This window comes from Flagellimonas aequoris (assembly GCF_003584165.1).
Lineage (GTDB): Bacteria > Bacteroidota > Bacteroidia > Flavobacteriales > Flavobacteriaceae > Flagellimonas > Flagellimonas aequoris.
In genome coordinates this window covers 814,478-840,259 of sequence record NZ_QXFJ01000030.1, presented here as the reverse complement: position 1 = coordinate 840,259, position 25,782 = coordinate 814,478, and the positions used below count along the sequence as shown (strand labels likewise).

22 protein-coding genes and 1 tRNA gene are annotated in these 25,782 nt (G+C 43.2%); 8 read left to right on the top strand and 15 right to left on the bottom strand.

Annotated elements, in window-relative coordinates; all coding sequences use genetic code 11:
* Nucleotide 1 precedes the first annotated feature (1 nt).
* The 9 genes from D2U88_RS17365 to D2U88_RS17325 form a co-directional block, all read right to left on the bottom strand.
* Nucleotides 2-496, bottom strand: coding sequence for an SRPBCC family protein (locus D2U88_RS17365; RefSeq protein WP_119641770.1), 495 nt, complete (start codon nucleotides 494-496; stop codon nucleotides 2-4).
* Nucleotides 493-945, bottom strand: coding sequence for an SRPBCC family protein (locus D2U88_RS17360; protein WP_119641769.1), 453 nt, complete (start codon nucleotides 943-945; stop codon nucleotides 493-495). Before D2U88_RS17360 ends, D2U88_RS17365 begins: the two co-directional genes overlap by 4 nt.
* Nucleotides 926-1,270 (bottom strand): metalloregulator ArsR/SmtB family transcription factor, encoded by a 345-nt coding sequence (locus tag D2U88_RS17355; protein WP_119641884.1) that lies wholly within the window; start codon nucleotides 1,268-1,270, stop codon nucleotides 926-928. Before D2U88_RS17355 ends, D2U88_RS17360 begins: the two co-directional genes overlap by 20 nt.
* Nucleotides 1,271-1,374: 104 nt before the next feature.
* Nucleotides 1,375-2,310, bottom strand: coding sequence for an alpha/beta hydrolase (locus D2U88_RS17350; RefSeq protein ID WP_119641768.1), 936 nt, complete (start codon nucleotides 2,308-2,310; stop codon nucleotides 1,375-1,377).
* A 6-nt stretch (nucleotides 2,311-2,316) separates the two neighbouring features.
* Nucleotides 2,317-3,318, bottom strand: a complete 1,002-nt coding sequence (locus D2U88_RS17345) for a pirin family protein (protein WP_119641767.1) — start codon at nucleotides 3,316-3,318, stop codon at nucleotides 2,317-2,319.
* A 72-nt stretch (nucleotides 3,319-3,390) separates the two neighbouring features.
* Complete coding sequence (locus tag D2U88_RS17340; RefSeq protein ID WP_119641766.1) at nucleotides 3,391-4,818, bottom strand: amidohydrolase; 1,428 nt, start codon at nucleotides 4,816-4,818, stop codon at nucleotides 3,391-3,393.
* A 95-nt stretch (nucleotides 4,819-4,913) separates the two neighbouring features.
* Nucleotides 4,914-6,227 (bottom strand): cryptochrome/photolyase family protein, encoded by a 1,314-nt coding sequence (locus D2U88_RS17335; protein WP_119641765.1) that lies wholly within the window; start codon nucleotides 6,225-6,227, stop codon nucleotides 4,914-4,916.
* Complete coding sequence (locus D2U88_RS17330; RefSeq protein WP_119641764.1) at nucleotides 6,224-6,919, bottom strand: SDR family NAD(P)-dependent oxidoreductase; 696 nt, start codon at nucleotides 6,917-6,919, stop codon at nucleotides 6,224-6,226. The genes D2U88_RS17335 and D2U88_RS17330 overlap by 4 nt, the downstream gene beginning before the upstream one ends.
* Nucleotides 6,916-7,416, bottom strand: coding sequence for an SRPBCC family protein (locus D2U88_RS17325; protein WP_119641763.1), 501 nt, complete (start codon nucleotides 7,414-7,416; stop codon nucleotides 6,916-6,918). Before D2U88_RS17325 ends, D2U88_RS17330 begins: the two co-directional genes overlap by 4 nt.
* 182 nt (nucleotides 7,417-7,598) lie before the next feature.
* On the opposite strand from D2U88_RS17325, the gene D2U88_RS17320 reads away from it, so the two are divergent.
* Nucleotides 7,599-8,453, top strand: coding sequence for a DUF2911 domain-containing protein (locus tag D2U88_RS17320; protein ID WP_119641762.1), 855 nt, complete (start codon nucleotides 7,599-7,601; stop codon nucleotides 8,451-8,453).
* Nucleotides 8,454-8,500: 47 nt separating this feature from the next.
* Here the strand turns inward: D2U88_RS17320 and D2U88_RS17315 are convergent, their stop codons facing one another.
* Nucleotides 8,501-10,213 carry a sodium:solute symporter family protein gene (locus D2U88_RS17315; RefSeq protein ID WP_119641761.1) on the bottom strand — a complete coding sequence of 571 codons (1,713 nt, stop codon included), beginning with the start codon at nucleotides 10,211-10,213 and terminating at the stop codon, nucleotides 8,501-8,503.
* A gap of 111 nt (nucleotides 10,214-10,324) precedes the next feature.
* Entirely contained in the window at nucleotides 10,325-12,856 is a 2,532-nt protein-coding gene (locus D2U88_RS17310; protein WP_119641760.1) for a PIG-L family deacetylase, read from the bottom strand.
* A gap of 247 nt (nucleotides 12,857-13,103) precedes the next feature.
* Between D2U88_RS17310 and D2U88_RS17305 the strand changes: the two genes are divergently transcribed.
* Together D2U88_RS17305 and D2U88_RS17300 are read left to right on the top strand one after the other, a co-directional pair.
* Nucleotides 13,104-14,348: a peptidase U32 family protein gene (locus D2U88_RS17305; protein WP_119641883.1), complete on the top strand. Its 1,245-nt coding sequence runs from the start codon at nucleotides 13,104-13,106 to the stop codon at nucleotides 14,346-14,348.
* Nucleotides 14,348-14,578 carry a ferredoxin gene (locus D2U88_RS17300; protein WP_119641759.1) on the top strand — a complete coding sequence of 77 codons (231 nt, stop codon included), beginning with the start codon at nucleotides 14,348-14,350 and terminating at the stop codon, nucleotides 14,576-14,578. The genes D2U88_RS17305 and D2U88_RS17300 overlap by 1 nt, the downstream gene beginning before the upstream one ends.
* On the opposite strand, the gene D2U88_RS17295 is transcribed toward D2U88_RS17300, so the two are convergent.
* Genes D2U88_RS17295 through D2U88_RS17285 form a run of 3 tightly spaced genes read right to left on the bottom strand, consistent with a single transcriptional unit; the run spans nucleotide 14,579 to nucleotide 16,437 of the window.
* Nucleotides 14,579-15,142, bottom strand: a complete 564-nt coding sequence (locus D2U88_RS17295; RefSeq protein ID WP_235855817.1) for a Maf family nucleotide pyrophosphatase — start codon at nucleotides 15,140-15,142, stop codon at nucleotides 14,579-14,581.
* A gap of 22 nt (nucleotides 15,143-15,164) precedes the next feature.
* The gene (locus tag D2U88_RS17290; protein ID WP_119641757.1) at nucleotides 15,165-15,692 is read right to left on the bottom strand and encodes a KdsC family phosphatase; all 528 of its coding nucleotides are present in this window, start codon (nucleotides 15,690-15,692) and stop codon (nucleotides 15,165-15,167) included.
* Entirely contained in the window at nucleotides 15,676-16,437 is a 762-nt protein-coding gene (locus D2U88_RS17285; RefSeq protein ID WP_119641756.1) for a Rossmann-like and DUF2520 domain-containing protein, read from the bottom strand. Before D2U88_RS17285 ends, D2U88_RS17290 begins: the two co-directional genes overlap by 17 nt.
* A 133-nt stretch (nucleotides 16,438-16,570) precedes the next feature.
* On the opposite strand from D2U88_RS17285, the gene D2U88_RS17280 reads away from it, so the two are divergent.
* From D2U88_RS17280 to bshB1, 4 genes are all read left to right on the top strand, one after another.
* Complete coding sequence (locus D2U88_RS17280) at nucleotides 16,571-19,741, top strand: cytochrome c biogenesis protein (RefSeq protein ID WP_119641755.1); 3,171 nt, start codon at nucleotides 16,571-16,573, stop codon at nucleotides 19,739-19,741.
* Nucleotides 19,742-19,913: 172 nt separating this feature from the next.
* Nucleotides 19,914-21,323, top strand: coding sequence for an MATE family efflux transporter (locus D2U88_RS17275; protein WP_119641754.1), 1,410 nt, complete (start codon nucleotides 19,914-19,916; stop codon nucleotides 21,321-21,323).
* Between the two features lie 35 nt (nucleotides 21,324-21,358).
* Nucleotides 21,359-22,525 (top strand): trans-sulfuration enzyme family protein, encoded by a 1,167-nt coding sequence (locus tag D2U88_RS17270; RefSeq protein ID WP_119641753.1) that lies wholly within the window; start codon nucleotides 21,359-21,361, stop codon nucleotides 22,523-22,525.
* Between the two features lie 7 nt (nucleotides 22,526-22,532).
* A complete protein-coding gene (gene bshB1, locus D2U88_RS17265) occupies nucleotides 22,533-23,255 on the top strand; it encodes a bacillithiol biosynthesis deacetylase BshB1 (protein ID WP_119641752.1) in 723 nt (240 codons plus the stop codon).
* Here bshB1 and D2U88_RS17260 read toward each other — a convergent pair whose 3' ends face one another.
* Nucleotides 23,256-25,343: a tetratricopeptide repeat-containing sensor histidine kinase gene (locus D2U88_RS17260; RefSeq protein ID WP_235855816.1), complete on the bottom strand. Its 2,088-nt coding sequence runs from the start codon at nucleotides 25,341-25,343 to the stop codon at nucleotides 23,256-23,258. It lies immediately after the preceding gene.
* A 267-nt stretch (nucleotides 25,344-25,610) separates the two neighbouring features.
* On the opposite strand from D2U88_RS17260, the gene D2U88_RS17255 reads away from it, so the two are divergent.
* A tRNA-His gene (locus tag D2U88_RS17255) sits at nucleotides 25,611-25,686 on the top strand.
* Nucleotides 25,687-25,782: the final 96 nt, after the last annotated feature.

The window sequence follows — 25,782 nt, the reverse complement described above, 5'->3', positions numbered from 1 at the left end:
TTTAATTTTCAAACAATTCATCCAAGCTGTTCAAGGCTATCGTGAATCCTTCCTTGAAGCCAAGTTCTATAATTTTTTCCAGATCTGCCAATGTTTCATACGATATGGTAATGTCCACAAGGGTAGTGTCCCCTTGATCTACAAAATCAACATTCCACTTGGATTGTGGAATTTCCGTATTAACGTTTCCTTCGCTATCGCAAAATCCATCCATATATTGGAAGTTGGTTTTGGGTGATATGGAAAGATAATCCGCAAGATCCCAATATTCCTCCCCGTTGGGTCCACACATAGCATAGAGCCTTCTTCCACCTACTTTAAAGTCCATGGACTTGGTCTTGGAGACAAATGGTTTTGGAGCCCACCATTGATCTAATATTTCGGGTTTGGTGAACGCATCCCAAACGAGATCTTGATGGGCGTTAAATTCTCGTTTGATCAAAATTTTGTTGTTCACTTTGTCAGCGGTGAATTTAAATAAAAGACTGGTTTTCATAGGGTTGTTTTTAAGTTTGACAGATAACGTTCAAGTTTATCAACATTTTCTTTCATGCCTTTGTCCGCTTTATGGGCTTTGATTATGGTCTGCAACATTTCTTCGCTATCGAACAAAGCGGACCAATTCATGATAGTAGTCTGTCCTATAGCTTCAAAATGAACCGTGGTAATAAAATGAGGGTTAAAATGTTCAAAGACAATTTTTTTGAAAGGAATGACCTCTTTATAAATACTGCGGTTGGGGTAGTTGGTCCCATCGGGTCCGTGCATGGTAAGCTTCCATTCGCCCCCTTCCTGTACATCCATTTTTTGAATGGTATTGGTAAAGCCATTTGGTCCCCACCATTGGGCAATATGTTCTGGAGTGGTCCAGACTTCCCAGACCAGCTCAATGGGTGCCTGCAGTGTTCTAGAGATGCTTAATGATCTACTTTCTGTTTTTCCCATTTTTGTTTTCGTTTTGAAGTTTGGCCAAATAGGCGTCGAGATTATCGAAGCGATTTTCCCATATTTTCTTGAACTGTTCCAACCAAAGATCAATTTCTTTCATTTTATCGACCTTAAGCTCGTAGATCATCTCACGACCTTGCTGTGTGGATGCCACCAGATCACATTCACCCAGAATTTGAAGGTGTTTGGATATGGTAGGCCGAGCCACATCAAAATTGGCGGCAATGGCACCTGCGGTCATGGTCTGTGAGGCCAGCAAAACCAATATGGCCCTACGGGTTGGGTCGGCTATGGCCTGGAAGGGATCACGTCTCAATTTCATCATGAAGGTATTTAAATTATGAAGCTATATGGCTACAAATATATATGTAGTTATTTGACTACGCAATTTTTTTTGGAAAAATTAAGTAAGGGAGTCCTTTTTAACTAATTCATAAATTGGGCAATACGATCCACAAGCCCCTCGATTAAGGGAAGATCAGGCAAGGAATATGTCGAAATGTTCGCGGTCCGGTCCAAGGGGGCAAGCTTTAGGATATGGTTCATGCCTTCAATCAGTTGCAATTGGGTTTTGGGATTAGCATCTGCAAGTGCTTGGGCATTGGAAGTATCCACTTGAATATCGGTGGTCCCCTGAACAATCAAAATAGGGATGTCCAACTCGGCCATCTCTTCCTTTGGGTCGTATTGGAACCACGAGATCATATAGGGCTGCACACTCGGACGGAAAAGGGAAAATAAGATAGGAGGCACGGAATCCACCTGTTGGCCCATTTCCAGTTGATCTAATATGGGGTTGGACAGTTCGGTCACAAATGCTGGTTGTGCCTTGAGTTGTTCTTTTAGGGCTTTGGCAGCAGGATCGGCAATCCCGGCAACTGAAATATATTGGGCCACTGCTGTGTTTTGGGATGCAAGCATACCAATTAAAGATCCTTCACTATGTCCCAACACGGCTACCTTTGAGAATCGGGTCTCTTGTGATAGAAGTTGAATCCAAGCTTTAGCATCATCCACATAATTCTCGAAGCGTAGTTGATTTTCTGTGGGACCGGCATCCTTGCTTTCACCGATGCCTCTTTTATCATATCGGAGGGAAGCAATACCATATTCGGCCAAACCTTCCGCCAACATTTTTAGAGAATTATTTTTCATGATAGGATTGTTACCATCCCTATCGGTAGGCCCCGAGCCAGAAATGATCAGCACTACGGGAGGGTTTTCCGGAGTTAGGGGAAGGAGTAAGGTCCCTTCAATATTTCCTGTTTCTGTCTCCAAAGTAATAGCCTTTTCTTCCACCTGTGCGGTGATGGGTATTAGGCCCAATAAGAAAATGAACAGAACGAGGCGTATCTTCTCCATATAAAATTATTTCTTCACTAAAGAGCCATCAGGATACAGGGCAAAACGTCCTTTCTCCTTATCGTGTACATGGTCAGGATAAGGCCAGGGCCATCCACCAAATTGGGTAAGACGGTATTCTTCCATGGCTTGTTGGATTTCTTCCTCGGTATTCATCACAAACGGACCATATTTGGCCACTGGTTCGTTGATGGGTTTGCCTTGCAATAAAATGAAATGTGCATTTTTTGCCCCAATGGTAATATGCACATCTTGCAAAGGATCTAAGGCAATTCCAAATTTTGAATTTATGTTTTTTCCCTCTATTTGGATGGTATCACCCTCATAAAAATACAGGGTTCGGTTGACTTTTGAACCGACCTTTGGTAAGATGTATTCGGAATTTGCATCAACATGGATGTTCCATATGGCAACCTCATTGTTTGGATCTGCAGCCCAGGAATCCGGTGCAGGGGCAATGGCTTCGGTCGATTTATAGTTTCCGGCAACCACTTTGATCGTCGCTTTTCCTTCCGTCACTATGGGAACATCTTCGTTCCATAACATTTTAAAATGGGGCTCCACAAATTTGCTGGCCTTTGGAAGGTTCAACCAAATCTGAAAGAGCTCCAAGGGATTGTCGCCGTCATCGTTCAAAAGTGGGAACATTTCGGAATGCTGCACCCCTCTTCCAGCTGTCATCCATTGTACATCACCCTCACCAAACCTACCTGCCGCCCCAAGGGAATCGGAATGATCACAAAAACCCTTATTCACAATGGTTATTGTTTCGAATCCCCTGTGCGGATGGTACGGAAATCCTGGAATGGTCTGCCCGTGGTACATACGCCATTTTTCATAAGGATTGAAATCATTACCCAGACTTCTTCCTCCGAGCAACTCTGGATCTGGTCCCATTTCCCCGTTACCCTTTGGGTAATGGTCTAGATGGTATACACTAAATAGAAAAGGATCCTGGGTTTGCCAGGGCATACTTAATGGAAATGCTTGTAAAATGGGATTGCTCATCAGCTTAGTTTTTATTGTGGAAACAGTTGAAAAAGCCTGCGTTTTAGGCAGGCTTATATCAATTTAAAAAAATTATTTACCGGGGATTGGCGGTGGGCCATCGATCATGGCCTTATATTTTTCATCCCCTTTTCTGGTTTTGTATTCTTCTTTTACCTTATCTACCAATTTAGCATCTTTAAAAAGATCGAACATGGTCAAGCCCATGGCTTTGGCGGCATGCACCATTCCTTTATGGCCAATGCTCATCCCTCCGCAGGCTACAACGGCCCATGAGTGCCATGGTGTATCCTTGGGAGCAACGGTTACACCCAAATTGATGTTGGGCACGTTCCAGCTCACATCTCCCACATCGGTAGAGCCACCTCCAGGAAGTTCTTCGGTTTCTTTAAACTCATGTACTGCGCCGTCCATACCCACTTCAGGTTTTCCAGTGGCACGTTGAATGGCCTTTCCGTATTCCGTTTCCTCTTCTGTATAAGTAATGGGGCCCAATAGCTCCAAGTTATTCTGCATGATCTCTCCACCAGCTCGGTTCACCAAGGTTTCATAGATACCGGAGACCAAGGAAATCTTATAGTCCACATTGGCCATGATGGCTGCTCCTTCGGCCATGGCCTTTACCCTTTCATAGGTAGGGAGCATCACTTTACGCTTGGGATCGCGGACCCTTACCCATAAGCGGGCATAATCAGGGACTACGTTGACCACTTGCCCACCATCTTGAATGTGATAATGGATTCTGGAAGTGGGCCTAATATGTTCCCTATAATAATTGATTCCAGTGGTATAAAGTTCCAAGGCATCTGCTGCGCTGCGTCCATTCCAAGGGTCTGCGGAAGCGTGGGCAGCCTGTCCGTAGAATTCCACAATAAAGTCCACCAAAGACAGACCGCTTTGTACATCGGCTTCAATTTGGGCGGATGGGTGCCAGCTTACGTTCACATCAACATCATCCCAAAGACCAGCTTCCACCATCCAAACTTTACCGAAGAATTTCTCCTCCGCAGGCGTTCCGAAGAATTTGACGGTTCCTTTTATTTTTCCAGCTTCAATTTGTTCTTTGATGGCGATGGCAGCACCAAGGCTTGCTGCACCGAACATGTTGTGTCCGCAGCCATGACCAGGGGCACCTTCAATTCGAGGATCTTTTGTGGGGACTGAATTCTGTGATAGACCAGGAAGTGCATCAAATTCCCCCAACACACTGATTACCGGTTTGCCGGAACCGTAAGTGGCTATAAAAGCGGTTGGGATGTTGGCCACCCCACGGGTGACGGTCATACCATTTTTCTCGGCGTAATCAGCCAACAATTCGGCGGAAATGGACTCTTCAAAGGCGGTTTCGGCCAACGCCCAAATGGAGTCGCTCAATTGGATCAGGTTTTCCTTGTGTTTTTCGACAGAGGCAACGACCTCTTTTTTGTCTTTGGTCATCTTTTGGGCCGCCAAGTTGAGCGAAAGCAGTCCCAAAAGCAAAAGAGTTGTGGTTTTTTTCATTTTAAAGGTTTACAGTTAGTTAGAGATGCATGACCATTACCTTCCAGAAGAAAGGTTATCTGATCATTGCAAGTACTAAAATTACTGAAAAAGCTTTAACCCACAGCCTCTTTGTAGACTTTTAAGCAGCGTTCACGCGCCATCTTATGGTCGACTATCGGGGAAGGGTAGGTGAGTTCCTGGAGTTCAGGCACCCATTGATTGATGTATTCCCGTTCCTTGTCGAATTTTTCAACCTGGGTCATTGGGTTGAAAATCCTGAAATATGGAGCGGCATCCACACCACTACCGGCGGCCCATTGCCAATTTCCCACATTGCTGGCCATTTCATAATCCAACAGCTTTTCGGCAAAATACGCCTCGCCCCAGCGCCAATCGATCAGCAAATGTTTGCACAAAAAGCTCGCCACCAACATTCGTACCCGATTGTGCATATGTCCTGTTGCGTTTAGTTCACGCATTCCTGCATCGACAAGGACATAACCCGTCTGTCCGGATTTCCATCGCTCAAAATCCTCTTCATTGTTGCGCCATATGATGCGGTCGTATTTTGGTTTAAAGGCCTCATTCACGGTATGGGGATAATGCCAAAGGATCTGCATGAAAAACTCCCGCCAGATCAACTCGTTCCAAAAGGTTTCATTTTTTTCGGATATGGCCTTTTTTATCATTTTCCTAATGGATACCGTACCAAATCGTAAATGGGGTCCCAAATGTGAGGTTCCATATTCCTTTGCAGGATAATCTCTTGTTTCGGGATATTTTTGAATAAGTTCCGATGAAACTTTATAATCACGGACTTTGATTTCTGATGCTTCAAAACCGATGGTTTTTAACGAAAGCTTGGGCAGCGAGTTTGGTTTATACAATTTTTCGGGGAGTAGGGGGAGTGTGTCATAATTGACCAAGTGTATGGGAGGGTTGAAATTTTCCTTCCATTTTTTCATGTAAGGGGTGTAGACCACATAAGGGTTACCATCATCCTTTACCACCTCACTCTTTTCAAAGATGACTTGGTCCTTAAAAGTTTTAAAATCAATATCAATACGGGACAAAAAATCACTTATCTCTTTGTCCCTTTTTTTTGCATAGGGTTCGTAGTCATGGTTGGTGTATACCGCTTTTACATCAAATTCCTGGGTCAATTTTTGAAAAACAGTTTTTGGAGTGCCATGGAACTGTGCCAAACCACTTCCGTAATCGGAGGCCAACTTTTGGTGTAATTGCTGAAGCCTTTCTTGGATAAAGCCTACCCTGGCATCTTTTTCCGGCAGCTGCCCCAAGATTTCAGTATCAAAAATAAAAATTGGGAGTACGGGATGTCCGGATTTTAATGCCTGGTATAAACCGACATTGTCATCCAATCGTAAATCCCTTCTGAACCAAAAAACCGATACGGTATCCTTCATGAGTTCATGTTTAATGTGGAAATTCCCCCATCGACCCCGATTACCTGGCCGGTAATCCATGAATTTTCGAAATCCAAAAGGAAGAGGACAGCATTGGCCACATCGGAAACGCGTCCTACCTTTTTCAATGGATGTCTCTGTGCCATCATCTCCTTTTTCTTGTCATTGTTGAGTAAACGTTCGGAAAGTGGTGTATCTACCAGTGATGGTGCAATGACGTTCACCCGAAGTTTTGGGGCATACTCGGCCGCCAATGCCCTTGCAAAGCCTTCAATGGCTCCTTTTGCCGCCGAAATACTGGTATGAAATGGCATTCCAGTTGATACGGCCACTGTACTTAAAAACACTATACTGCCGCCTTCGACCATGTTTCCAATCACGGACTTCACTGTTTTGACCAATCCGAAGAAGTTGATTTCCATTTCGTTGCGAAAAGACTCTTCAGTCAGCATCTTAAATGGTTTAATGTTTATGCTGCCAGGACAATATACAAAGCCATGGATTTCTTCAGGAAGTGGTTTGTCCGATAGATTTTCCGATAGTGCATCGAAAGGAATGTGCGTTATATTGGTTTCAGATAGTCCGCCGATAGTCCTACTGGCAACGTAAACATGATTTTTTACGGACAATTTTGAAGCGATCTCCAGACCGATGCCATGTGACCCCCCAATAAGCAAGATATTTTTCATCATCCAATACTTTTAAGGGTCAATTCATTTTGCACACCATCAACCTTACCAAATAATTCCGCGAGTTTCCTCTCCCTAAAGGCAAAGATTTTCTGTAATTGTTTTTTTACTAAAAAAGGATGGGCCCATGATCCAATTATACCGAAAGGCAATTTATAGTCGATGAGGTCCTCCATTTCAACACCATAAGGGACTTCTTTTAAGAAATGTTTGTGATGCCAAAGGGCATACGGGCCAAAGCGCTGTTCGTCAACGAAGTATTCACCTTCTTTCACATGGGTAATTTCGGTGACCCACGTGGTGCTGACCATAGGAAAAGGTTTCACCGTATATTGAATGATCTGGCCAGGATACATGTTTTTGTCCGCGCCTGATAAAATGTCAAATCCCATGTGTTTTGGTGTAATGGCTTTCAGGTTTCTTGGATTGGATAGAAATTCCCAGGCTTCATTTTTAGAAATGGGCAATGCTTGCTTTGCAAGGAGTTGATAAAGTTTCATCCACTTGTTTTCACAAAGATAATATTGTTTAATTTATTTTAAAAAAGATTAAACAAAAAAATATACCTTTACATTAGAGAACGTCGGGTTTATCCGATTCATCGTTTTAAGGATTTCTTAACAAATAAGGGATTTCTTTATCTTTAGCTTTGTTCGACTAAACAATGTAAACACTATTTCCTATGAAAAAAATTTCACTTTTATTATTTATTGCAACATTAGCGGTATCTGTGCAGGCCCAGATACAGACCCCTGCTCCCAGTCCGTTTTCCAAGTTGGAGCAGAAAGTGGGCCTCACCGATGTAGTGGTGGAATATTCCAGACCATCGATGCGTGGAAGAAAGGTTTTTGGAGACCTTGTTCCCTTTGATGCCATTTGGAGGACAGGTGCCAATAAGAACACTACCATTTCCTTTAGTGATGATGTTGTGGTGGAAGGCAAAGCATTGAAAGCCGGTACCTACGCCATCTACACAAGACCTGGTGAAGCTGTATGGGAAGTTATTTTCTACACGGATACAGAGAACTGGGGAAATCCACAGGAATGGGATGCTTCAAAGGTAGCTGCAACCGTTAAGGTAGAGGCCTATCCTATTTCTGAAAATATCGAAACTTTTATGTTCACCATTGATGACCTTAACAACAATGGTGCAACTTTGGGCATTCTTTGGGAGAAAACCTATGTTGGGGTAAAATTTGTGGTACCTACTGTTGACAAGGCCATTCAGAGTATTACGGAGACCATGTCCAAAACAGAAGGTCTTACTGCCAATGATTATTTTGCTGCGGGTTCCTATTACTTCAGTGAAGGAATGAACATGGAGCAGGCCAAGGAATGGGTCGACAAAGCTGTAGAAATGGACGGAGGCAAAGCCTATTGGATGATGCGTACCCAATCGTTGATCTATGCCAAATTAGGGGATAAGAAAGGAGCCATCGAAGCTGCTAAAAGATCGTTGGCCGCGGCCCAGGCTGCTGGTAACCAAGATTATGTAAAAATGAACAAGGATTCCCTGAAAGAGTGGGCCGAAATGTAATGAAGCTTCTAAAGCATATTGTAAAAACCCACTTTTAAGTGGGTTTTTTATTTCTCTATCTCCTCTGGAGGGTTACCCAAAAAATTGTCGAAACCTTGCGTAATGGTAGCCAACAGAATCACCAATACACAGCCGAAGGCATTGAGCCACAGATAGGACATCCAATCCAGGTACCAACCAATAATGACGATGATTTGGGTCACGATGGCCGCGACAAAAACTGCATTTCCCTTTACGAACTTGAAGAAGAATGCAAGAAGGAAAATGCCCAATACATTCCCATAAAATATAGACCCGATAATATTGACCAATTGTATCAAATTGTCAAAAAGGTTGGCCACGTTGGCAATGCATATGGCCAGGATTCCCCATAACAACGTAAACCCTTTGGTTGCCATGAGGTAGTGTTTGGGGTCCCGTTCTTTTTTCAGGTTTCTCTTATACAGGTCGAGGGCGGTGATAGTGCCCAACGCGTTCAACTCCGATGCCGTGGATGACATGGCAGCGGATAGGATCACTGCCAATAACAATCCAATAAGTCCGACGGGCAAGTTGTTCAGGATAAAATGGATAAAGACATAGTCCTTATCATTGGTTTCTACCTCGGTATTGGCTTTGGTAATGAGCTCCTTTGCGGCATCCCTGCTTGCTTTTTCCTTTTCATTTATTTTGATGATATCTCGTTTGGCCTGTTCAATGGCGTTATATTCTTTCAGCTCTAAAGCACCGGAAAAGGCATGTTGGGCAATCTGCTTTTCCATTTCGATTTTTTTATGGTCTTCCTCCAGGGCTGTGTATTCATCAGCGTATTCTGAGGTCATCACAGCTTGTGTGGCCGCGGGGTTGAAATTTAGTGGCGAAGTATTGTATTGATAGAATACAAAAACCATGGCACCGACCAATAGGATGAAGAATTGCATCGGGATTTTGAAAATGCCATTAAAGACCAAGGCCAATTGACTTTCCCTTATTGATGTTCCCGAAAGATACCGTTGTACTTGACTTTGGTCTGTTCCGAAATAGGCGAGGGCCAAGAAGAATCCACCAGTGATACCACTCCAGAATGTATATCGGTTATTGGTGTCGAAGGTAAAGTCAAGAATATTGAGTTTGTTGTTGGCCCCAGCGATTTTCAATGCTTTATCAAAGGAAATATCGGTAGGCAATGCCCCTAGAATAAAGAAAAAGGCAAAGAACATGCCCATCATGATGATGAACATCTGTTGCTTTTGCGTAACACTGACCGCCTTGGTTCCCCCGGAAACGGTATAGATGATCACCAGTATCCCAATGATGACGTTCAGAGTACGAAGGTCCCATCCCAATACGGCGGAAAGAATAATGGATGGTGCAAAAATGGTGATACCCGCTGCAAGTCCGCGTTGCACCAAGAACAAGATGGCCGTAAGGGTTCGGGTTTTGAGATCGAAACGCCCTTCCAACATTTCGTAAGCGGTAAATACCTTTAATTTTTTATAAATAGGAATAAAGATCAAACAGATGACGATCATGGCCAAGGGCAGTCCAAAATAAAATTGCACAAACCCCATCCCATCATGGAATGCCTGACCGGGTGTGGAAAGAAAGGTGATCGCACTGGCTTGTGTGGCCATAACTGATAGGCCAATGGTCCACCATTTCACATTATCACCACCACGCACGTAATCATCAACATCCTTGCTGCCACGGGTTTTCCATACGCCGTAGGTTACTATGAACAATAGTGTACTGCCAAGAATGATCCAATCTAATAATGCCATTAAAATTTCTAGTTGTTTAGTAGCATGATGAAGTAAAAAATCAAAATATAAATGGCATTTAAAAGGACCACAATCGTGTATTCCTTTTTCCATTCCATTTTGGTATCCATATTATCCTTTGACATTACTTTCTTTTTTTACTTCACTTTTTCCAACGGACAGCATATTCGCAAAAAGCTTATAGGCCCCGGATACACCTGCGGGAAGTTCCCTGAAAAAGCTCAATCCGGTGTAAATATAATGACCTTCTCCGTACGGTGCCACCAAAAGGCTTCCTTCAGAGGGAGATTCCCCTTCGTCCCCCATGGAAATCACTGGGATAAACTCTGAACTCCAAGCCTTTGGAAAATAAAGTCCCCTTTCTTGTACCCATCCATCAAAATCACTTTTTTGGATGTTATTGGGGTAGTTCATCAAGGCATTCCCTGGCGCTACAATCTTTACCTCCGAGTTTTCATCGGTAACCCTATCATTGGATAAGGTAAGATCGTATGGAGCAATATTTTCAAACTGACTGGCCCATCTTCCTGCCGTATTATACTGCACAATCATAGTCCCCCCATTTTTTACATATTCAAAAAGTAGGGGTTGTTTGAATTTCAAGGCTTCCACCACGTTGTATGCCCTAATTCCAACTACAACAGCATCATATTTATCCAAAGAACCTTTTTGGATATCATTGGGGTCAATGATATGTACCTGATACCCAATTTGCTCCAAACTTTCCGGAACCATATCCCCAGCTCCCATAATATAGGCAATGTGTTCCCCGGATTTTTGAATATCCATTCGAACGACTTTGGCTTCGGATGGCAACAAAATGGATTGCCTTGGGATATGGTCGTAATTAATTTCCACAAGTTCCTTGCCATACTTCTTGTTTCCAATGGTAATTACGGGCGATATTTTTCCTTCGCTGTCCGTGTGGGGTGGTGTAACTTTAAAGGTAACCGTTACTTCTTGGCCTTTTTGTGGAATGTTGAAAGGAATATTGGCTGGGGTTACGGTCCATCCGGTCGGGTGATCCAAAGCAACTTTGCCCGCTACATCGTCTTTCCCGGCCCTAACCTTAACTTGAATATCCTTGGTGGCATCCGTGGCGAAGATCAGTACCTTTTCATCAATTTTTGAAGTGGCTTCGGGCAAAACAGCAAATGGCTCGTACAATTCTCCTTTATCGGGTTTGGAAAATCGGTGGACCACTGGTTTATCGAATGCGATATCAGTACCAGCAAGATTCAGTACAAATCGTGCCACGAAGGCGGCTGGTGTCTCTGGCTTACCTATCAAACTTTGGTCGTTTACCGTGTAAGTGCCCAACGTTCCTACTTCGTTCAACCAGTAGGGACTTGTGTAATTGGTATTTTCCGGAACGGTAAAACTGATTTCAAAATTCTTTTCCTCGTTATTGGACAATGCGGTATTGGGAGTCAATTTTGAAGAAGCCCCAATAATATCGATTTCTTTCAAAGTGATGTTCTGGGCACTTCGGTTTATGGTCTCTATGCGGATTTTGGCAGCACTACCGGGAGTTGTGGTGCCCGATTCGGAACTGGCTTCCAGATATAATCCGGCGCATTCCAAAATAAGATTTTTGAGTTCTTCGGATTTAAGGGTTCTCCAATGGTCATCCTCCACTTTTTGTAGTAATTGGTAGGCTTTCACCAAATCGGGAAGGTGTTTGGATGGATCCCTAAAATCAAAATTGTCCTGAACTTTGTATAAGATTTCCCCAACAGCCTCACCACCCTTAACACGTGACCAGGTAGTATTGATACCAGCAAAAAGATCATTGTTGGTAGGTTTGTCGCCCTTCAAAAATTCAACGTATTCATCAGAAGACCCGCGATCGGTCAATCTTCCAAAACCTTGACATAAATGCTGGCTGCGTGCCATAGCGGCAATCTCGTTGTTGGACAACCCCAAATCAGGATAATAAGCGCCCACATCCATTTTCACCAAATTGGACTTGTCCGCTTTCTCGAAATTTTCCTGACTGCCATAAAACCACCAAGAAGTATTGAAAAATACTCTTTTAGGTTGCCAAAGTGAAGTTGATTTCAATTGTTCGGGATAGGCTGAGGCATCATTGGCCAAATCAAAGGCTTCCATACTTAAAATGGCGGAAGAGGTATGGTGGCCATGTGTAGATCCCGGTGTACGATGGTCAAAACGGTTGATGATGACATCAGGTTTTATGTTCCGAATAGCCCAGACCATATCGCTCAACACCTTGTCCTTATCCCAAATTTTCAAGGTTTCATTGGGGTGTTTGGAAAAGCCAAAATCGTTGGCCCTGGTAAATCGTTGTTCCCCACCATCAATATTTCGTGCTGCCAAAAGTTCTTCGGTACGTAATACGCCTAAAAGCTCACGAAGCTCAGAACCGATCAAATTTTGTCCACCATCGCCACGCGTCATGGACAAGTACACGGTATGGGCATGTTCATGGTTGGATAGATAGGAGATCAGATTGGTATTCTCGTCATCTGGATGGGCCGCCACATACAGGGCGGTCCCCAAAAAATTCAATTTTTGAAGGTGGTGATAAATTTCCGAAGTAGTAGGTTTATCAGGTTTTTGGGCGAAGGAGTTAAAACTAATCAATAGGATAAACAGAAAATGGACCCAAAAGTGCTTCATGGTTGGTTTTTTAGTGGTTGAACCAAATATAGAAAGATAAAAAATAGGGTTTCGGCTATTTAGAACAGTTTTAACAGGGCACATACATTGCAAATAAAGGGGTTATGGATCTGAACTCATCGATAAAGTTAAATCATAGTTTTTATATCGTATAGAAATAAGAAAAATAACAATCACACTTAACTTTTTGTTATGCAAGCTAAAAGCGTAGTTTTGCAAAAAAAATTGAAGCATTAAAGCGATGGGAATGCAGCAGATAGAACTGATGGCACCAGCAGGCAACTTTGAATCGTTGCAAGCGGCATTGGACAATGGGGCGGATTCTGTTTATTTTGGGGTGGAGCAGTTGAACATGCGGGCAAGGGCATCCATTAATTTTACGTTGGACGATCTTCCTGAAATATCCAGAAGATGCAAGGAAAAAGGAGTGAGGACCTACCTCACTTTGAACACCATCATTTACGATCACGATCTTTCCATTGTTAAAACCTTGCTCAAAAAGGCAAAGGAGGCTGATCTTACTGCCATTATTGCCATGGATCAAGCAGTAATTGCTTCCGCAAGGGAACTCGGCTTGGAAGTGCATATTTCAACCCAAATTAATGTCACCAATATTGAGACAGTGAAGTTTTATGCCCTTTTTGCAGATACGATGGTATTGAGCAGGGAACTGAGCTTGAGACAGGTAAAGAAAATTACCGATCAAATTGAAAAGGAGCAAATAAAAGGCCCATCAGGACGTTTGGTTGAGATAGAGATTTTTGGCCACGGGGCCTTGTGTATGGCCGTTTCGGGCAAATGTTATATGAGCCTTCATTCCTATAATTCTTCGGCCAATAGAGGAGCCTGCAAGCAGAACTGCCGGAAAAAATATACGGTAATCGATCAAGAGACCGGTTTTGAAATGGAACTCGACAACGAGTACATCATGTCGCCTAAAGACCTTTGTACTATCGATTTTTTAGATCAAGTGGCCGATGCCGGTATCAAAGTATTGAAGATCGAAGGTAGGGGCAGGGCACCTGAATATGTGGCAAAGGTCATTGGCTGTTACCGTCAGGCCATTGATAGTCTGTACAATGGAACCTACGATAAAGAAAAGGTGATTACTTGGATGCAAGAACTGGAAAAGGTCTACAATCGTGGTTTTTGGAGTGGATACTATCTGGGACAGAAATTAGGAGAGTGGAGCAAAATTCCTGGCTCTTCGGCCACCCAGAAAAAAGTATACATCGGAAAAGGGGCACATTTCTTCCCCAAGACCAATATTGGGGAATTCAGCATTGAGGCCTATGATATTTCCATCGGCGATACCATCTTGATTACTGGCCCTACCACAGGAGCCAAAGAAATGAAGGTGACCCAAATGCTGGTGAACGATGCCCAAATCTCTACAGGAAAGAAGGGGGATTCCGTAACCATTCCTTTGGAATTCAGGATCAGGCCTTCCGATAAATTGTACAAAATCGTTGAAAATAAGGTAGAGGCCTAATGGTTGTAGTGACCTTGCAGCGCGAAAAGTGCATTGGGTGCAATTACTGTGTGGAAATGGCACCGGAGCAGTTTGCCATGTCCAAAAAAGACGGAAAATCCGTTTTGTTGCATGCCCAGAACAAGAAGGGGTTCCACACTATTAAATCGCACGACGACGATATTTTTGACAACTGCGAGCAAGCGGCAAAAGCCTGCCCGGTAAAGATTATTTCCGTAAAAAGTATTTGATCAAAGGCTCATCAGTGTCTCGTATACCAAATGGGTGGGTAAACCCACAACATTGGAGTAGGAACCTTGGATTTCTTCAATTCCGATCATCCCGATCCATTCCTGTATGCCATAGGCACCAGCTTTGTCAAAGGGTTCGAATTCTTCAATATAGTAGTTGATTTCGTCGTCAGTGAATTCCTTGAATTTCACCTTGGTAACGGCACTGACGGTTTTTTGGAAGTTCTTCGAAGTAAAACATACCGAGGTAATCACTTCATGCCAGTCCCCGGAAAGTGTCCTTATCATGGAAAATGCCTCTTTTTCATCGGCTGCTTTGGCCAAAGAGACTCCATTATGCCAAACCACCGTATCCGAGGTGATAACAACCTCGTTGGATTTTAACTCAGCTTTGAAGGGTTCGGCTTTCAATTGGGCCAGGTAATCTGATATTTCTTTGCCTTGAAGGTGTTCGGGATAAACTTCTTCCACTGATTTGGTCCGAACTTCAAATTCGAGCCCCAATTCTTCCAAGAACATTTTGCGTCTTGGGGATCCAGATCCCAGAATGATTTTGATTTCCATTAGTTTTTCCTTTAGCGGATTCTTAGTCATTCTTGGCGCTAAAATTATCGTTCCAATCCCCTCGAACTTTTAAAACTTGTTCTATAATGTCCCTGACACAACCATCGCCTCCATTTTTATGGGAAACATAATCAGAAATGGCCTTCACTTCTGGCACTGCATTTTGTGGGGAAGTCGCCAAGGCCACCATTTTCATCGGTGGGATATCCGGAAGGTCATCGCCCATATATACAACGCTTTGGGAATCTATGCTATAAATGTCGAGATACTCTTTCAAGGGTTCTTCCTTATGATGTGCACCCATGTAAAAATCGGTAACCCCTAAACCTTTAAGTCGTTCCTTTACACCAGGATTGGTGCCGCCAGTAATGATACAAATATTATATCCTTTTTGAATGGCTGTTTTAACCGCATAACCATCCTTTACACTCATTTTTCGCAGCAATTCCCCGTCAGAGGTAATCAGTACGGAGCCATCGGTAAAAACACCATCCACATCAAAAACAAAGGTGGTGATGTTGCTCAAAAGCTCTTTATAGTTTTTCTTCATAAACTTCTTTTATGGCATCGCTCAACTGTTGATACAGGGCGATGTGTTTTTCATTTTTCAATAGGTTCAGGTGATTTTGCATGCTCAACTGATCGTTCCGTCTTGCAGGGCCCGTTTGGGCATCACGCGGTGCAAAGGTCTGCACCTTTTCTGCAGTTTCCAAAATCAAGGGTTTCAAAAGGTCGAACGAAAGTCCTTCTTCCGAGCAGATTTCTTGACCCACACCATACAGATAATTGGTGAAGTTGCTCACGAAAACCGCTGCAAGATGCAATTTTTTTCGCCGGTCGGAATCGATTTCTTGAACGTTGGAAGAAATGGAATCTGCCAATTGTTTCAACACTTGAAGCGAGGATTCCTTGTTGGCTTCCACACAGATGGGAATGTTCTTGAAATCCAGTTCCCTGCCTTTGGTAAAGGACTGTAAAGGGTAGAAAACACCTTTGTTTTCGGGAACGAGAACATCCATATCCGTTGCCCCCGAAGTGTGCGCTACAATTCCTGATTTATTAGCCAAAGGTTTGGAAACTTCTAGAATCGCATCGTCCTTAACCGCAATCAAGTAAACATCGGCATCAAAAACATCATTAAAATCATTGGAGACGGCCGTATGATGGGAAAACCAGGATAAATCATTGAGATTTCTGCCTACTACCTGCACAATTTGGGCCCTATCCGATTGGGATATGGCCTGGAACAAATGTCTGGCAAGGTTTCCGGTACCCAGTAACAAAACGTTGAGCATGCCCAAAACTACAAATTTAGGATAGATGCATCATTCTCATAATTAACAAATCTGTGGGATTATTTATAGCCCTAAAAACGACAAAATGGTAAAAAGGCCGTATTTTTGCGAGCCGTAAGCATACTGAATTTCCATGATCGATTTTCTCAAAAAGACCCTTTTTTCCACAAGACTTATGGCCGTTCTATTTTTGGTTTTTGCAGCAGCAATGGCCATCGGTACCTTTGTGGAAAGCTCGTACAGCACTGAAACTGCCCGAATCTATATCTACAATACCACTTGGTTCGAGGCCATCATGGTCTTTTTTGTAATCAATTTTATAGGAAACATCTACAGGTACCAATTGTTGAATTGGAAAAAATGGGCGATACTGGTCCTGCACCTGTCTTGGATCTTAATTATTTTGGGCGCTTTTGTTACCCGTTATATCAGTTTTGAAGGTATGATGCCCATTCGGGAAGGGGCCACGGAAAATAGGTTTTATTCCGATAAGACGTTTTTGACCGCTTACGTGGATGGGGAGATCAATGGAGAGACCAAGCGTCGCATTTTGGAAGATGATATTTTAGTGACCCCCGAAGGAAAACGTTCTAGTTTACCATGGAAATCCGATTTTAACGGACAACCCTTTACTATTTCCTATGTGGATTTTATCCATGGAGCAGAAAAAGGTCTGATTCCCGATGAAAATGGCACCGAATACCTACAAATTGTGGAAGCCGGAAATGGGCAACGCCATGAACATTATTTGGAGAACGGCAAGATTGCCAGCATCCATAATGTGCTTTTTGCCTTGAACAACGAAACCGATGGGGCGGTAAACATTTTTTATTCGGAAGAAGGAGGATACCAGATCAAACCCCCTTTTGAAGGCAATTTTATGAGAATGGCGGATCAGTTTCAGGGAGAGGTGGTTCAGGACAGCCTTCAAACCCTACAACTGCGTTCGCTCTATAATATGGCCGGAATGCAATTTGTGATTCCGGAACCCTTGGTGAAGGGAACTTATGGTATTGTTAAGGTACCCGATGAAGAAATTACCAAGGTAACACAAGATGCTTTGATCGTTTCCATTTCCGCCAACGGTGAATCCAAAGAAGTAAAATTATTGGGAGGACAAGGAACTACCAACTTTTCGGACAAGATCAATGTAGGCGGATTGGATTTCTCCTTGAGTTATGGTTCCAAGGTTTATGAATTGCCTTTTTCCATTGAACTCAACGATTTTATTGCGGAGAAATATCCTGGGACCGAGGCCGGTTATGCTTCGTTTATGAGCCGTATTACGGTTCATGATGAGCGACCTTTCGATTATGACATTTATATGAACCATGTGTTGGACCATCATGGATATCGGTTTTTTCAGTCCAGTTTTGACCCAGATGAAAAAGGAACCGTTCTTTCTGTAAACCATGACGCTTGGGGTACATGGATTACCTATATTGGGTATTTTCTGCTTTACATAGGATTGATGGGCATCATGTTCTTTGGGGATACGCGCTTTAAAGACCTACAACAGATGTTGGAGAAAATCAAGGCTAAGAAAGCAGCTTTGGCCATAGCTTTTTTGTTGCTAGCTTTAACCGGAGCACATGCACAAGAAACCACGGATGAACATGGACACTCCACAATGCCGACCCAAGCACAGATTGATTCCGTACTTAAGGCCACAACCGTTGCCAAGGAGCATGCTGAAAAATTCGGGGCTTTGGTTATCCAAGATGGTGCCGGAAGAATGAAGCCTATACACACGTTTTCTTCTGAATTGTTAAGAAAGTTAAGTGGAAAGGACAAGTACAAGGATATGTCTGCCGATCAGGTTTTCCTCTCCATGATGCTGAATCCTGGGGTGTGGTATACCGTGGATTTGATTGAAGTGGGTAAATGGCAAAACGATAGCATCCGCAAGGTCATTGGCGTTCCGTCAGGTACTAAATATGTAAAAGCCACCGACTTTTTTGATGAAAAAGGAGCTTACAAACTTCGTTCTTATCTAGAGCAAGCCACCTCTACCACTAATCCTTCCAATTTTGAAAAGGACATCAAAAAGGTGGGTGAAAGGTTAAGCTTGTTGGATATGGCCCTTAGTGGAAATATGGTAAAAATATTCCCTCTGTTGAACGATGAGAACAACAAATGGGTATCCGCGGTGGAATATCGGAGTGGTAATTACCAAGTTCAAGACTCGTTGTATTCCAACTTTATTCGGAATGCCATTCCATTTTACCTGAATTCCTTGCAACAGTCTATCGTTACTGGAGATTACTCCCAACCGGACCGTATGTTGGAAGCCTTCAAACAGAACCAAAAGAATCATGGGGAGGAAGTCTTACCATCCGACAATAAGGTCAAGATCGAGATCATCTACAACAAACTAGATCTCTTCAACCGATTGTACAAATACTATGCAATGGTGGGGGTAATCCTGTTCTTGGTGCTCATGATCCAAATTTTCAAGGAGCGGAAAATTTTAAAAGCCTTCGCCTATCTTCTCAAAGGGACCATTATCCTGTTCTTTATCTGGCACACCATTGGTTTGGTGTTGCGTTGGTATATTTCGGGTCACGCGCCTTGGAGCGATGCCTATGAAAGCATTCTGTATGTCTCTTGGGCTACCATGGGCATTGGACTGGCTCTGGGTAGAAAAAGTGAGCTGACCATTGCAGCGAGTGCTTTTGTCACTTCCATGTTGCTTTGGATCGCCCATCAGAGTTGGGTAGATCCTGCAATTGCCAATCTGCAACCTGTTCTGGATAGTTATTGGTTGATGATCCACGTGGCCGTTATTGTGGGTAGCTATGGTCCGTTCACTGTGGGCATGATCCTTGGCGTAGTTTCTTTATTGCTGATGATTTTGACAACCGATAAGAACAAAAAGCGGATGGATCTCAATATCAAGGAACTTACCGTGATCAACGAATTGGCCCTGACCGCAGGTTTGGTTATGCTGACCATAGGTAACTTTTTGGGAGGACAATGGGCCAACGAAAGTTGGGGACGTTACTGGGGCTGGGATCCCAAGGAGACTTGGGCACTTATCTCCATCATGGTCTATGCCTTTGTGCTCCACATGCGGCTTGTGCCGGGTCTTAGGGGCAAATGGATTTACAATTTTGCCAGTGTCTTGGCTTTTTCCAGTATCATGATGACGTATTTTGGGGTGAACTTCTATTTGGTGGGACTCCATAGTTATGCCAGTGGAGAACAAGTAATTACGCCAAGTTTTGTTTGGTTCACGGTATTAGGGGTATTTATTTTGGGAGGCATCAGTTATTGGAGATATAAAGTGCACTACGCCAAATAATTAAGATTTTTCTTTTCCCTTTAAAAAAAAGTTGCATCTTTGCTTCATCATGAAGTTATAAGAATTATGTACGCTATAGATGTCACATTTGGCTTTACGCCAAAAAAGTAACCGAAACACTTTTCGGTACGGTTGACATTTCCACACATTTCTCACACATAATTCTTTTAAAATGACACATCAAAATACATTTTCATTCAAAAAATTGATTCAATATTTCTGGATTGCCGTATCCGGAAAAGAAACTGAATTTACCACCGGAAGCATCCGTAGGGCGATATTTATGCTCTCCATTCCCATGATCTTGGAAATGCTCATGGAATCCATTTTTGCTTTGGTAGACATTGCTTACGTTTCCAAAGTGAGTGTAAATGCTGTGGCCACAATTGGGCTTACGGAATCCGTGATTACTTTAGTATATGCCTTGGCCATCGGGTTGAGTATGGCGGCTACAGCAGTTGTAGCCCGAAGAATTGGCGAGAAAGACGTTCAAGGGGCCAGAGTTGCAGCAGTCCAGGCCATTAGTCTTGGAGTGTTGATTTCGGTAATCTTGGGAATAATAGGCATTGTGTTCGCCAAGGAAATTTTGGCCTTGATGGGAGGGGAACCCGATCTGATAGAGGAAGGTTTTGGCTATACCAAATTTATGATCGGAGGCAACATCACTGTGGTGCTCCTCTTTTTGATCAACGCTATTTTCCGTGGGGCTGGTAATGCTTCCATTGCCATGTGGGCCTTGGTATTGTCCAATGGACTCAACATTATTTTGGACCCCATGTTTATCTTTGGGTTTGGTCCCATTCCCGAATACGGTGTTATGGGAGCGGCCATAGCTACCAATATCGGTCGGGGGTCAGCAGTCCTTTTCCAATTAGGGATATTGTTCTTCGGATGGGGCAAGATCAAACTGGTTTTGTCTGACTTGGTCCTAAATTTCAAGGTGATGGTGAACCTGATCAAGGTTTCATTGGGAGGTATTGCACAGTTCTTGATTGGTACATCGAGTTGGATTTTTTTGATGCGGATCATGTCAGAATTTGGTAGCGAAGTTTTGGCAGGCTATACCATTGCTATCAGGGTGATGATGTTCACCTTGATGCCATCCTGGGGTATGAGCAACGCAGCAGCTACTTTGGTAGGACAGAATTTAGGTGCCAAACAACCCGATAGAGCAGAGGTATCCGTTTGGAAAACGGGCAAGTACAATGCCATTTTTATGGGAACGGTTTCATTGGTCTATCTCATCTTTGCCAAGGAAATTATCTCATGGTTCAACACTACGCCCGATGTGGTCAAAAATGGGTCACTCTGTCTGCAGGTCATAGCGGCCGGCTATATTTTCTATGCTTACGGTATGGTAGTGAGCCAAGCCTTTAATGGAGCTGGTGACACAAAGACTCCGACCAAGATCAATCTGATTTCGTTCTGGATGTTCCAACTCCCTTTGGCCTATGTGGCCGCATTGGTGTTGGAATGGGGTGCCATGGGTGTTTTTGTCGCGATTACTTTGGCAGAAGTGGTATTGGCCATTATTGCCATGGTATGGTTTAAAAAAGGAAACTGGAAGCAGGTGCAAGTATGATGGGTTTCGTATCTTTATCCTAAAGATTTTCCATCATGAATACTGATAAAAAAGGCATCAATACCATTTGCACCCATGAAGGTGAATTGGAGGACAAATTGTACAAAGGAGCCATATCGCCCCTGTACATGAGCACATCCTATGAATTTGATGATGTTGATATAAAGAGATATCCTAGATATTTCAATACACCGAACCAAGAGGCACTCTGTAAAAAATTGGCGGCCTTGGAACATGCCGAGGCCGCCCTGATTCTTGGTAGTGGTATGGCCGCTATCAGTACCGCTTTGTTGGCGTTCTTGCAAGCTGGTGACCACATTGTACTGCAACAGACCATTTATGGAGGGACATATCATTTTGCGGTGACCCAATTCCAAAAGTTCGGGATTTCATATTCTTTCACCGATGGTTGGGAACCTAAAGATTTTGAAAAGGAAATCAATCCCAATACCAAACTGATCTATATGGAAACGCCTTCCAACCCACTTCTGACCATTACTGATATAAAAGGAGTTTGTGAATTGGCAAAACGTAAGGGGATTGTTACCATGATCGACAATACGTTTGCAAGTCCCATCAACCAGACCCCGATAGACCTCGGGGTGGATGTGGTGCTGCACAGTGCCACAAAGTATATGGGAGGACATTCGGATATTTGCGCTGGGGTGGTCGTTTCATCAAAGGAAAATATGGAGAAAGTGTTCCAGACCGGGATTTGCTTTGGTGGCAGCTTGAGCGATTATACCGTTTGGCTGTTGGAACGCAGTGTGAAGACCATGGCATTACGGGTAAGGGCCCAAAATGAAAATGCCATGAAAATGGCTACATACTTGAGTCAGAATGAAGATGTGGCAGCTGTATACTATCCAGGCTTGGAAACCCATCCCGATCACGAACTGGCCAAATCCCAAATGCAAGGATTCGGAGGCATGCTGTCCTTTGAATTGCCAAATGTGGACCATGCACTTTTTTACAAGCATCTAAAATTGGTCAAACCTGTCATGAGTTTGGCAGGGGTGGAGAGTACCATGACTTCTCCTGTGACCACATCACACGCGTTGATGAGTCCTGAGGATAGGGAAAAACAAGGAATAAAGGATTCCCTGATACGTTTTTCATTGGGAATAGAAGAAACTGAAGACATCATAGCGGATATTGAACAGGCCATTGCCAAGGTAAAGGCCCTAACGGTTACCGCATAAGTAGCTTATGAAATTAGACATTTTAGTATTCGGGGCACACCCCGATGACGCAGAACTTGGAGCTGGTGCGACAATCGCCAAAGAAGTTTCCAAAGGAAAAAAAGTAGGAATTGTGGATTTGACCCGCGGGGAATTGGGAACCCGGGGATCGGCAGAAATCAGGGACAGGGAAGCGACAGCTTCTGCTAAAATCTTAGGGATTTCTGTACGGGAAAACATGGAATTCGCCGATGGTTTTTTTGTAAACGACAAAGAACATCAACTTGAGCTTATCAAAATGATAAGGCTGTACAGACCTGAAATTGTATTGTGCAATGCCGTGGATGATCGCCATATTGACCATGGGAAGGGGAGTAAACTGGTAAGCGATGCCTGTTTTTTGAGTGGTCTCGTCAAGATAGACACAAAAATGGACGGTGACGATGAGTGGCAGGAACCCTGGCGACCCAAAGTGGTTTATCATTACATCCAATGGAAAAACTTGGAACCTGATTTCGTGATGGATGTAACTGGATTTATCGATACCAAGATTGCAGCGATAAAAGCATATGGGTCACAATTTTACGACCCCAATAGTGACGAACCGGAAACCCCTATCAGTAGCAAGAATTTTATCGATAGCGTCATTTACCGAGCTAGGGATTTGGGCAGGATCGTTGGTGTGGAATATGCCGAGGGTTTTACCGTGGAGCGTTTTGCCGCCGTGGACAGTTTAGGCGATTTGATCTGATCAACTTGCCTTTTGATATCTTTTTTCGGCCATGGGAACGGTAAAGAAGAATGTGGTCCCCTTACGCGGAATACTTTCCACCCATATTTTACCCTTATTTTTCAGTACCATTTCCTTGCACAATGAAAGCCCGAGCCCGGTGCCTTTCTCGTTGTTGGTACCATAGGTGGTAACGTTGGTGGAATCTTTAAAGATTTTTTTCTGGATTTCCTCGTTCATGCCAATACCGGTGTCCCTAACGGAAACTTGCCACATATCCTTCTTTTCTTCTGCCTCTATGGTGATCAGACCATTATCAGGAGTAAACTTAATGGCATTGCTCAGTAAATTCCTCACTACAATGTCCATTTGGTTTTGATCGGCCCAAATCAATGGATTTTCTGGGAGTTGATTGATGAGTTTGATGGATTTACTCTTGGCCAGTTCGGACAACAATTGGATGTTGTTGGTCACGATTTTGTCCAAAGAAACCCGTTTAGGCTTGGTAACCACACCATTCAATTGGTTTTGCCCCCAGGATAATAAGTTGTTCAGGGTGAAGGAAATGTTTTCCACATCGGCCTTCAGTTTTGGTATAAAGGACAAAAATTCATCTTTGGTGATCTCACCATCGGTAAATAATTTCAACAGACCCTGAAGGGCACCGATAGGCCCCCTAAGATCATGACCAATGATGGAAAACAGTTTGGTCTTGGTCTTGTTTATCTCATGCAATTCGGTTTCCCTTTCGGTGACCGCCTGCGACTTTTCTTTAAGTTCTTTGTTCAGTTTCTTCTGAATGCCCTCGCTACGCCTGATCACAAAAGTGATGATACTGAGGATGAGCAGGATAATAACAGTAAAATAAATATAATTTCGCTGTTTGGCAAGAGCTTCGTCATTGGCTTCTATCAGTTCCTTTTTTTCCTGTTCGTAATGCAACTTGGTCTCCAATAAGGACAGACTTTGTTTGTTCTTGTCCCTGGACAGGGAATCGGAAAGTTTTTTAAAGGCCTCTAAATAGGATAGGGCATTGGTATCATCTCCGTTCTTTTTACTCAATTTATATAAGGTCTCCGAACAATCGATCTGTCCCTGTAAGGATTTTATCTTGGTGGAGAGTCCAAGACCTTCCTGTGCGTACACTAAGGAGAGGCTATCTTTTCCGAGTCCTAGGTACACTTTGGCCATACCGTTCATCAATTGGATCTTGATCCTATCATCTTCTATCTGATGCTTGAAAAGCATGTTGCTCTGATCGTACCAATAGAGGGCCCATTGGTATTTTTGCTGCTCCAGATATATGTCACCTTTCACTTCATAGGCATAGGCAAGCCAGTCGATTATTTTATGCTTTTCAAAGGTGTTGATGCTACGGTTGATATTGAACATGGCATTTTTAAAATCCTTTGCGTCCTTGTACAAAGAGGCCATGTTGCTTTGGGTTTCCGCATCCACGACTTCATCACCCAGTCTACGGTTTATTTTTTGTACTGTGTCATAGAACATCAAGGCATTCTTAAAATCCTTCTGTTCCGCATAAAGACTGGCAATGTTCTCGTTGAGGACCGATAACATTTGTTGCTGGTTAATTTGGCGTGCCAGATCAATTCCTTTAAGGTTAAGGTTTAATGCCTCCGCATAGTTCCCTTCAAAGCTATAGTTTTGCGCGAGGGTATTGATGATGGAAACCTCACATTCGATATCATCCATATCCTTGGCCAATTGAAGGGCCTCTTGGAACAGGGGCATGGCCTTTTTACGGTTTCCCTTGTTGTAATAGTAATCTGCCAATGCATCCAGTCCCTTCACTTTGCCATAATCGTAATCGATGGCCTCACTGTATTTTAGTACCCTGCTTGCAATGGAATAGATACTGTCACTGTCCAAATATCGATATGATTTGGCAAGCTTGATCAAGAGATTGATGTGTGTAGTATCCTTGGGATTGAACCTTTCAGTGGATTCCAACCGTTGCAACTTAAAGGACAAACTGTCCCTTTTGTTAGATTGTGCGGTAAGGGGTGCGGAAACGAGTAGGGCACAGCTGTACACCACTATCGAAACGAGTAAGCTTTTATACTTGGATATGAAGTTTTTTTCCGACAACAAAGGGTTGAAATAATTTGATGTAAAAATAACTTTCGGTTGCCCTTGCGGGAATAAATTGTTGTGAAACGTCAAAAATAGTGTGTTTGGTCTTGAAAAAAGTGTATTTCATCGATGATTTATACCATACATGGCACAACATGATTTTGAGCAGGTTACGAATGAGGATATGAAGGTCAAATACTGAATGAAAATTTTAATGTACGGAAGTCTTAAAATATTTTGGTTGAATCAATACAAAAAAGTATTTTTGCATCCGCTTTAAATGGTGGTTGTAGCTCAGTTGGTTAGAGCGCTGGATTGTGGTTCCAGAGGTCGCCGGTTCGAGCCCGGTCTTCCACCCTTAAGTAGACAAAAACCCAAGCTGTACAGCTTGGGTTTTTTATTTGCCCTGGTTTATTGATATGCCTTTATTTCTCCATTCGTCAATTGAAAATGG

Bases quoted from the DNA above. Each gene is read 5' to 3' on its own strand.
- D2U88_RS17365 (WP_119641770.1), bottom strand. From the start codon at position 496: ATGAAAACCAGTCTTTTATTTAAATTCACCGCTGACAAAGTGAACAAC.
- D2U88_RS17360 (WP_119641769.1), bottom strand. From the start codon at position 945: ATGGGAAAAACAGAAAGTAGATCATTAAGCATCTCTAGAACACTGCAG.
- D2U88_RS17355 (WP_119641884.1), bottom strand. From the start codon at position 1,270: ATGAAATTGAGACGTGATCCCTTCCAGGCCATAGCCGACCCAACCCGT.
- D2U88_RS17350 (WP_119641768.1), bottom strand. From the start codon at position 2,310: ATGGAGAAGATACGCCTCGTTCTGTTCATTTTCTTATTGGGCCTAATA.
- D2U88_RS17345 (WP_119641767.1), bottom strand. From the start codon at position 3,318: ATGAGCAATCCCATTTTACAAGCATTTCCATTAAGTATGCCCTGGCAA.
- D2U88_RS17340 (WP_119641766.1), bottom strand. From the start codon at position 4,818: ATGAAAAAAACCACAACTCTTTTGCTTTTGGGACTGCTTTCGCTCAAC.
- D2U88_RS17335 (WP_119641765.1), bottom strand. From the start codon at position 6,227: ATGAAGGATACCGTATCGGTTTTTTGGTTCAGAAGGGATTTACGATTG.
- D2U88_RS17330 (WP_119641764.1), bottom strand. From the start codon at position 6,919: ATGATGAAAAATATCTTGCTTATTGGGGGGTCACATGGCATCGGTCTG.
- D2U88_RS17325 (WP_119641763.1), bottom strand. From the start codon at position 7,416: ATGAAACTTTATCAACTCCTTGCAAAGCAAGCATTGCCCATTTCTAAA.
- D2U88_RS17320 (WP_119641762.1), top strand. From the start codon at position 7,599: ATGAAAAAAATTTCACTTTTATTATTTATTGCAACATTAGCGGTATCT.
- D2U88_RS17315 (WP_119641761.1), bottom strand. From the start codon at position 10,213: ATGGCATTATTAGATTGGATCATTCTTGGCAGTACACTATTGTTCATA.
- D2U88_RS17310 (WP_119641760.1), bottom strand. From the start codon at position 12,856: ATGAAGCACTTTTGGGTCCATTTTCTGTTTATCCTATTGATTAGTTTT.
- D2U88_RS17305 (WP_119641883.1), top strand. From the start codon at position 13,104: ATGCAGCAGATAGAACTGATGGCACCAGCAGGCAACTTTGAATCGTTG.
- D2U88_RS17300 (WP_119641759.1), top strand. From the start codon at position 14,348: ATGGTTGTAGTGACCTTGCAGCGCGAAAAGTGCATTGGGTGCAATTAC.
- D2U88_RS17295 (WP_235855817.1), bottom strand. From the start codon at position 15,142: ATGGAAATCAAAATCATTCTGGGATCTGGATCCCCAAGACGCAAAATG.
- D2U88_RS17290 (WP_119641757.1), bottom strand. From the start codon at position 15,692: ATGAAGAAAAACTATAAAGAGCTTTTGAGCAACATCACCACCTTTGTT.
- D2U88_RS17285 (WP_119641756.1), bottom strand. From the start codon at position 16,437: ATGCTCAACGTTTTGTTACTGGGTACCGGAAACCTTGCCAGACATTTG.
- D2U88_RS17280 (WP_119641755.1), top strand. From the start codon at position 16,571: ATGATCGATTTTCTCAAAAAGACCCTTTTTTCCACAAGACTTATGGCC.
- D2U88_RS17275 (WP_119641754.1), top strand. From the start codon at position 19,914: ATGACACATCAAAATACATTTTCATTCAAAAAATTGATTCAATATTTC.
- D2U88_RS17270 (WP_119641753.1), top strand. From the start codon at position 21,359: ATGAATACTGATAAAAAAGGCATCAATACCATTTGCACCCATGAAGGT.
- bshB1 (WP_119641752.1), top strand. From the start codon at position 22,533: ATGAAATTAGACATTTTAGTATTCGGGGCACACCCCGATGACGCAGAA.